The organism is Klebsiella sp. NPDC088457, from assembly GCF_044900465.1.
Lineage (GTDB): Bacteria > Pseudomonadota > Gammaproteobacteria > Enterobacterales > Enterobacteriaceae > Klebsiella.
In genome coordinates, this window is record NZ_JBJDNH010000043.1 from 41,404 (window position 1) to 48,784 (window position 7,381).

Below are 7,381 nucleotides of genomic sequence, written 5' to 3' on the forward strand. Positions count from 1 at the left end.
ACAACAAGCGGCGCGCATCACGCTGTCGCGGCGCCGTGGAGCAAACACTATGACAACGATTAATCAAACGCCTGCCAGAGAAAAAGGCGTCAAAAAGCAGTTAATCCATCGCTTCTCCTGGGTTTCATTGCTGGTGTGCTGGCTGATCTGGGTGCTTAACGCCTACGATCGCGAAATGATTCTGCGTCTGGGACCGGTTATCTCAAAGGAGTTCTCTCTCTCCCCGGAACAGTGGGGTAACCTGGTGGCGCTGATCATGGTCGCCCTTGCGGTCCTGGATATCCCCGGCTCTATCTGGAGCGACCGCTATGGTTCCGGCTGGAAACGCGCGCGTTTTCAGGTGCCGCTGGTGCTGGGTTACACCGCCCTCTCCTTCATTTCCGGGATTAAGGCCATCAGCCACGGGCTGACCACTTTCGTGCTGCTGCGCGTCGGGGTGAACCTGGGCGCAGGCTGGGGCGAGCCGGTAGGCGTAAGCAATACCGCCGAATGGTGGCCGAAAGAGAAACGCGGCTTCGCGCTGGGAGTACACCATACCGGCTACCCGATCGGCGCGCTGCTGAGCGGCGTGGTAGCCAGCCTGGTGCTGACCACCTTCGGCGAAGGTAGCTGGCGCTACTGCTTCCTGCTGGCGATGATTGTCGCCATACCGCTGATGATCTTCTGGGCGAAGTATTCCACCGCCGATCGTATCAACACGCTTTATCAGCACATCGATCAACAGGGGATGACGCGCCCGGCCGCCCAGGAAAGCAGTCATGTTGAAAAAGGCGAAGGGATGCGCACCTTCCTGCGCACTTTGCGCAACCGCAATATCTCGCTCACGGCGGGCAACACGCTGCTGACGCAGATTGTCTACATGGGGATTAACGTCGTACTGCCGCCGTATCTTTATCATGTCTCCGGCCTGTCGCTGGCCTCCGCCGCCGGGTTGAGTATCGTCTTTACCCTCACCGGGACGCTGGGACAGGTGATCTGGCCGTGGCTGTCGGACAGTCTGGGTCGCAAACGCACCCTGATCATCTGCGGGCTGTGGATGAGCATCGGCATCGCGCTGTTCTACTTCGCCACCAATATGCCGCGTCTGATCGCCATCCAGCTCTTTTTCGGCCTGGTCGCCAACGCCGTGTGGCCGATTTACTACGCCATGGCGTCGGATTCCGCCGATGAACGCGCCACCTCCACCGCCAACGGCATTATCACCACCGCGATGTTTATCGGTGGCGGGGTTTCCCCCCTGTTGATGGGGTGGCTGATCCAACTGGGCGGCGGCTGGTCGAACCCGGCGGGCTACATTTACGCCTTCTTCACCATGGCGGGATGCGCGCTGCTGGGCATGCTGCTGCAACTCATGACTACCGATAAAACGCCGCGCCACGCGCAGTAAACCAGGAGAACCCATGAAAATTGTCATCGCGCTGGATTCGTTCAAAGGCAGCTGTAGCGCGCAGGCGGCCTGCGCCGCGGTAGCCCGCGGACTACGCCGGGTCGGCGAGCCGCTGACGCTGGTGGAGATGCCGGTGTCGGACGGCGGCGAAGGGTTGCTGACGACGCTGGCGGAAAGCCCGCAGCTCAGCGCAGCCGCCTGGCGGCGACACCTGTGCCGCGATCCTTACGGCCAGCCCGTCGAGGCGGCGTTTCTGATGCTGCCCGACGGCCAGGCGATTATTGAGATGGCGCAAAGCTGCGGACTGGAATTGACCCCGCCGACCCGCCGGGATGTGCGCCGCGCCAGCAGCTACGGGCTGGGCGAGCAGGTGAAAGCGGCGCTGGACGCGGGCTGCCGGCGGCTGATTATCGGGCTGGGCGGCAGCGCCACCAACGACGGCGGCATCGGTTTCGCGCAGGCGCTCGGCGCGCGCTTCTGGCGCGAGGACGGTTCGCTGTTGCCGGCGCCCGCCGCGGGCCAGGATCTGGCGCGCATCCAGCGCATCGATTTGAGCGAACTGGATCCGCGCCTGCTGCACACCGACGTGCAGGCTTCCTGCGACGTCACCAACCCGCTGCTGGGCGAACAGGGCGCCACCTGGATCTACGGCGCGCAAAAAGGGGCGGACGACGCGGCGCTCAGCGAGCTGGAAACGGGTATGACCCACTATAACCGGCAGCTGACGCAGACGCTGGGCTACGATGTCGGCGCCTTAGCCGGCGCCGGGGCGGCGGGCGGAATGGGGGCCGCGCTGATGGCCTATTCCGGCGCCACGCTGCGTCCCGGGATCGCGCTGGTTCTGGAACTGCTCAACGCCGACCGCCATCTCAGCGATGCTGCGCTGGCCATCGTCGGCGAAGGCTGGCTCGATCGCCAGAGCGCGTTCGGCAAAGCGCCGGTGGGCGTGGCGCATGCCGCCGCGCGCTACGGCGTACCGGTGATAGCCCTGTGCGGCGGGCGCGATGACAATAGCCGACAGCTTTACCAACATCATATTGACGCCATGTGGTCGATCTGCCCGCGGCCTATGCCGCTGGCGGAGTCAATGCACGCGTGTGAAAAGCTGCTCGCCGACGCGGCGGAAAATGCGCTACGGACCTTTTTGTGCGGGCAACGGCGGGATGAACACAAGCGGACAACAGCATGATTATTACAACAGCGCTGGCTAATGAGATTGTCGCCCGGGCAATGGCGATAATCCATCACAACGTGAACGTGATCGATCATCACGGACAGATTATTGCCTCCGGAGAACGTCATCGTATTGGTGAACAGCACGAGATCGCGCGCGAGGTGATCCGTACCGGAAAACGCATTTGCATCCATAATCCCGCCGAAGCGGCGCGCTTTCAGAATGTCCATCCCGGCATTAACCATCCGATTATTTTTGCCGATCGCGTGGTGATGGTGGTGGGGATCAGCGGCGATCCTTCGGCGATTAGCCGCTATGCCGAACTGGCGGTGCTGACCGCCGAACTGCTGGTGCGCCAGGCGATGGAGATGCGTGAAACCAACTGGCGGCAGCGCCTGCGCGACACGCTGTTCTGCCAGTATCTTGAACAGGGCGCCAGCAACCCAGGCCAGGAAGCCCTGCGCCGCCTGGCGGAACTGGGCTTCACCTTCGACACGCCGCTGGTACCGGTGGTGGTCACCATCCAGGTGGAACAGCGCCATCTGAGCGAGATCCTGAGCACGCTGCTGCGCGAGTTCTCGCAGCTGACCGGGGTAAAGGAGGTGATCCTGCTGGGCAGTAACGAAATCCTGATCCTCGATGCGCTGAACGAGCCGCAGGAAACCCTGCTGAAGGGGATTGAGTTTATCCTCAGCACCCAGATCAGCCATTACCACATCGGCGTTGGCGTACAGGCGGACAGCGCGCCCGACATCCGCGAGGCGATCCAGTTCGCCCGCTCGGTGATTGAAGTGGGAAGCAAAGTGCAGCCGCAGCGCCAGATCTACTATTTCCGCGAAATGGCGCTGCTGTGCCTGTTCCGGGTGCTGGAAGACAGCTACATGGTTAACTTCTTCAATAACAACGTGCGGCAACTGCTGGAGCATGATTCTGGCGAAGTACTGCTGGATACGCTGGCCTGTTTTATCGCCAATAACGCCGAACCGGGCAAGACCTCGCTGCAATTGGGGATCCACCGCAACACCCTCTCCTACCGCCTGCAGCAGATTAAAAAGCATATCCAGCTGGATCCGATGATGTTTACCGACCTGGTGCAGCTTTCGGTGTCGGTACATTGCTACAGACGACAGAACCCGCGTCAGAGCGAGTGGATTGATACCTTGAGTTGAGGCCACGGCGGGAGAGGCGATCGGAATGACTCAGAAGCCTGCACTGTGCTGGGTAATCTGCCTCCTGTTGGTGCAACGCTTCGGCGCCGTTTTTTATAAGCCGCTGATTTAATGAACCTTTAAAAATGGCATGAATTTTTCATGCTGGGTATATGCAAGCCGGGGCAACCCTTAAGCCTTGAACCCATAAAATATCGCCAGGTAATGAAGCCTGATTGTCCTGCTAAGGACGATCGGGCTTTTTTTATTGATACGGAGAGCAAACGTACGTGCAAACGATTGATATCGGCATTCTGCTGTCAACAGAAGGGACCTATAGCCACATGGCGAACAGCGCGCTGGCCGGCGCGCGCCATGCGCTGGCGGAAATCAACGCCGACCCCGACTATCCGTTTCAGTTGCAGGCCCGGCATATTAATCCCGCCGGCGATCTGGCGGCCTACAGCGAAGCGGTAAGTACCTTTATCAATCAAGGCATTCGTCATATTTTCGGCACCATTACCTCCGCCAGCCGGAAGGAGATCATCCCGGACCTGGAGCAGCATAACCTGCTGCTGTGGTACGGCTGCCCTTACGAAGGATTCGAAAGCTGCGAACAGGTGGTGTACCTCGGCGGCTGCCCGAACCAGACCCTGCTGCCGCTGCTGCGGCTGGCGCTGGATACCTTCGGAACCCGCGCCTGGCTGACCGGCTCCAACTACGTCTGGGGCTGGGAGAGCAACCGCATCGCCCGCGGGGTGGTGGAAGCCTCCGGCGGCACGGTGGTGGGTGAAAAATATCTGCACCTGAGAAACAGCAGCGTAACGGAACTGGTGGAGGCGATTCTCAGCGCAAAGGTCGATTTTGTGCTCAACAATCTGGTAGGCGAAACCTCTTACGCGTTTCTGCGCGCGCTGGACGCCGCCTGTGTTCGCGAGCGGCGGACGTTAGCGGTGCTCAGCTGTAACTTTACCGAAGCGGAAGTCGCCGAGGTCGCGCCGCTGCGGGCGGTGCGCCTGCTCTCCTGCGGTCCGTTTTTTGAGAGCGTCGATCCCGACTTTTGCACGCGGCAGCGCCTCCAGCACGGCGCGCAGCGCATCTCCCACTACTACATTGGCGCCTGGCGGGCGGTAAGGCTGTTTGCCGACAGCCTGCGTCAGGCCGGAGACAGCCAGCCGGAAGCGGTGCTGGCGGCGCTGCATCGTCAGTATGACGCGCGTTCGCCGGGCGCCCGTTCGGTGCTGGCGCTAAACAACCACGCCTGCCTGCCCTGCCATATCGCCGAGCTGCAACAAACCCGCTTTCAACTGCTGCATAGCGAACCACAGCCGGTAATGCCCGATCCCTATCTCTCTGCCACCGACCTGCGCCAGGGCCGGACGGTGGCAGCCAGACCTGCCCTGAGGATTGTGAAATGAAAACGCTACTGTCTCCGGATTTTGATGCTCAGCCGCTCCTGCTGGTGGATTGCGAAGCCAGGAGCCGCGAAGCGCTGGAAAAAAACCTGACGCGAATGGGCATTCGCTGGCATCACCTGGCGGCGGATGAAGCCGTGCCGCCGCTCACCCCCTGCGCGGTGTTAGTGGAGCTGGAAGCGTTCGCCAGTCCGCTGACCCTGCAACAGGTCAATCTGGCGGGGATACCGGTGATCGCGCTGACTTCGCATGAGGGGCTTTCCCAGGTGCAGCGCGCGCTGGAGCTGGGAGCCACCGCGATCCTCGCCAAACCCATTACCCAGCGGGCCATCTATACCACCCTGATGATGGCGGTGGGATTACGCCAGCAACTGCACGACAGCCAACAGCAGCAGGCGCTGCTGCGCCAGCGTCTGGCGGCGATGCCGCAAATGACCCAGGCGCTGGCAGCCCTGATGCTGGCGGAAAACCTTGATGAACAACAGGCCTGGGCGCGTCTGCGCACGGAATCGATGCGCACTAACCAGCCGATGGCGCAGGTGGCGCAGCAGTGGTTGCTGCGAATGGCGTCCGGCGAGCGGGGGGCGCGATGAATCGAGTCGGATATTTTCTGCGGCGGCCCGCGCTGCTGCTCTCGCTGCTGTTTATTCTGCTGGTGGTGCTGAGCGCGCTGTTCGCCCCCTGGCTCACCCCCTTCGATCCCGATGAACAGTTTGTCGAAGGGCTGAGCCTGGAAGGCGCGCCGCTTTCGCCCAACGCCACCTACTGGCTGGGAACCGATCTGCTGGGGCGCGACCTGTTCTCACGGCTGATTTACGGCGCGCGCACCTCGTTGCTGATCGGCGTGGTCGCCAACGGTATTGCGGTATTAACCGGCGTCCTGGTGGGGCTGAGCGCCGGTTATTTACAGGGGCGTATCGGAGGGCTGCTGATGCGCTTTACCGATTTGATGATGGCGTTTCCGGCGCTGCTGCTGGCGATTGCCCTGGCGGCGATTTTCCAGCCCAGCGTCTGGATCGTGGCGCTGGTGATCGCCATGGTGAACTGGGTGCAAATCGCCCGGGTTATCTATGCCGAAACCAGCGCGCTCAGCGCCCGCGACTTTATCGCCGTGGAACGCACCCTGGGAGCCGGGACCTTACGCATTCTCGGCGTACATTTAATTCCGCATCTGGTGCCGACGGTGCTGGTCTGGGCCACGCTGGGCATCTCCACCACGGTCTTGCTGGAAGCCACCCTCTCGTTCCTCGGCGTGGGGGTACAGCCGCCGACGCCGAGCTGGGGCAACATTATCTTTGAAAGCCAGACTTATTTTACCTCGGCCCCCTGGCTGGTGTTCTTTCCCGGCGCGGCGATCGTGCTGCTGTCGCTCTCTTTCAATATCGCCGGCGACGCCCTGCGCGACGCCCTCGATCCCGGTTTAAAACGGAGAAGCTGATGCTGTTTCTGGGGAAACGTCTGTTACATGCGCTGCTGATCCTGCTCGGCGTCACGCTGATCTGCTATCTGCTGCTGTTTATGCTGCCCGCCGACCCGGCACGCCAGATCGCCGGGCGCAGCGCCACGCCGGAAGTGGTCGAAAACATCCGCCATCAGCTGGGGCTGGATCTGCCGTTTTATCAGCAATATTGGCGCTATCTGCAGGGGCTGCTGCACGGCGATCTGGGGCGCTCGTTTATTCAGCGCAGCGAAGTGAGCGAACTGGTTTCCGCCCGCATCGGGCCGTCGCTGCAGCTGATGGCGGCGGGCATTCTCTGCGAGCTGGTGCTGGGGATCGCTCTCGGCACCCTGGCGGCGCTGAAACGCGGCGGGCTGGTGGTGGTCGAGTCGGTCTTTGGCTGGCCGGGCATCGGTCAGTTGGCCTGGCAGGCGATTCAACAGGTGGATATTCCGGTGATTGTCGGGGTAACCACCGTGTCAGCGGTTGCCATTGTTGGCGGCAACCTTATTGCGAATCTGGTGCTGCCGTGGGTCGATCCGCGCATTGATGTCAAAAAGTAGCAGGGGAAAATAATGAAAAAAGCATTACTGACGATGGCGGTGGCCGCGGCCTGTTTCTCTTATGCCGCGCAGGCTGACGAAAAAACCGGCGGCGATATCGTGGTGACCTACCAGAACGACGTGGCGACCCTGGACCCGGCCATTGGCTATGACTGGCAAAACTGGTCGATGATCAAAAGCCTGTTCGACGGCCTGATGGACTACCGCCCCGGCACCACCGAACTGGTGAACGATCTGGCGGAAAGCTACGCCATTT

Annotated in this window: 7 protein-coding genes and 1 pseudogene; all 8 read left to right on the top strand. The window is 61.5% G+C overall.

Annotated elements, in window-relative coordinates:
* Positions 1-49: 49 nt before the first annotated feature.
* Complete coding sequence (locus ACI2JR_RS22470) at positions 50-1,387, top strand: MFS transporter (protein ID WP_132731530.1); 1,338 nt, start codon at positions 50-52, stop codon at positions 1,385-1,387.
* 13 nt (positions 1,388-1,400) lie between these two features.
* The gene (locus ACI2JR_RS22475) at positions 1,401-2,576 is read left to right on the top strand and encodes a glycerate kinase (RefSeq protein WP_462479509.1); all 1,176 of its coding nucleotides are present in this window, start codon (positions 1,401-1,403) and stop codon (positions 2,574-2,576) included.
* On the top strand, positions 2,573-3,730 hold the full coding sequence (locus tag ACI2JR_RS22480; RefSeq protein WP_462479510.1) for a CdaR family transcriptional regulator: 1,158 nt from the start codon (positions 2,573-2,575) through the stop codon (positions 3,728-3,730). Before ACI2JR_RS22475 ends, ACI2JR_RS22480 begins: the two co-directional genes overlap by 4 nt.
* Before the next feature lie 269 nt (positions 3,731-3,999).
* Positions 4,000-5,127 carry a transporter substrate-binding protein gene (locus tag ACI2JR_RS22485; RefSeq protein ID WP_462479511.1) on the top strand — a complete coding sequence of 376 codons (1,128 nt, stop codon included), beginning with the start codon at positions 4,000-4,002 and terminating at the stop codon, positions 5,125-5,127.
* Entirely contained in the window at positions 5,124-5,717 is a 594-nt protein-coding gene (locus ACI2JR_RS22490; RefSeq protein ID WP_132731537.1) for an ANTAR domain-containing response regulator, read from the top strand. Before ACI2JR_RS22485 ends, ACI2JR_RS22490 begins: the two co-directional genes overlap by 4 nt.
* Positions 5,714-6,562 (top strand): ABC transporter permease, encoded by an 849-nt coding sequence (locus tag ACI2JR_RS22495; RefSeq protein WP_132731538.1) that lies wholly within the window; start codon positions 5,714-5,716, stop codon positions 6,560-6,562. The genes ACI2JR_RS22490 and ACI2JR_RS22495 overlap by 4 nt, the downstream gene beginning before the upstream one ends.
* Positions 6,562-7,125 carry an ABC transporter permease gene (locus ACI2JR_RS22500; protein WP_462479512.1) on the top strand — a complete coding sequence of 188 codons (564 nt, stop codon included), beginning with the start codon at positions 6,562-6,564 and terminating at the stop codon, positions 7,123-7,125. The genes ACI2JR_RS22495 and ACI2JR_RS22500 overlap by 1 nt, the downstream gene beginning before the upstream one ends.
* A 12-nt stretch (positions 7,126-7,137) precedes the next feature.
* A pseudogene (locus ACI2JR_RS22505) lies at positions 7,138-7,381 on the top strand (ABC transporter substrate-binding protein); the annotation flags it as partial.

Bases quoted from the DNA above. Each gene is read 5' to 3' on its own strand.
- ACI2JR_RS22500 (WP_462479512.1), top strand. From the start codon at position 6,562: ATGCTGTTTCTGGGGAAACGTCTGTTACATGCGCTGCTGATCCTGCTC.
- ACI2JR_RS22495 (WP_132731538.1), top strand. From the start codon at position 5,714: ATGAATCGAGTCGGATATTTTCTGCGGCGGCCCGCGCTGCTGCTCTCG.
- ACI2JR_RS22480 (WP_462479510.1), top strand. From the start codon at position 2,573: ATGATTATTACAACAGCGCTGGCTAATGAGATTGTCGCCCGGGCAATG.
- ACI2JR_RS22475 (WP_462479509.1), top strand. From the start codon at position 1,401: ATGAAAATTGTCATCGCGCTGGATTCGTTCAAAGGCAGCTGTAGCGCG.
- ACI2JR_RS22490 (WP_132731537.1), top strand. From the start codon at position 5,124: ATGAAAACGCTACTGTCTCCGGATTTTGATGCTCAGCCGCTCCTGCTG.
- ACI2JR_RS22470 (WP_132731530.1), top strand. From the start codon at position 50: ATGACAACGATTAATCAAACGCCTGCCAGAGAAAAAGGCGTCAAAAAG.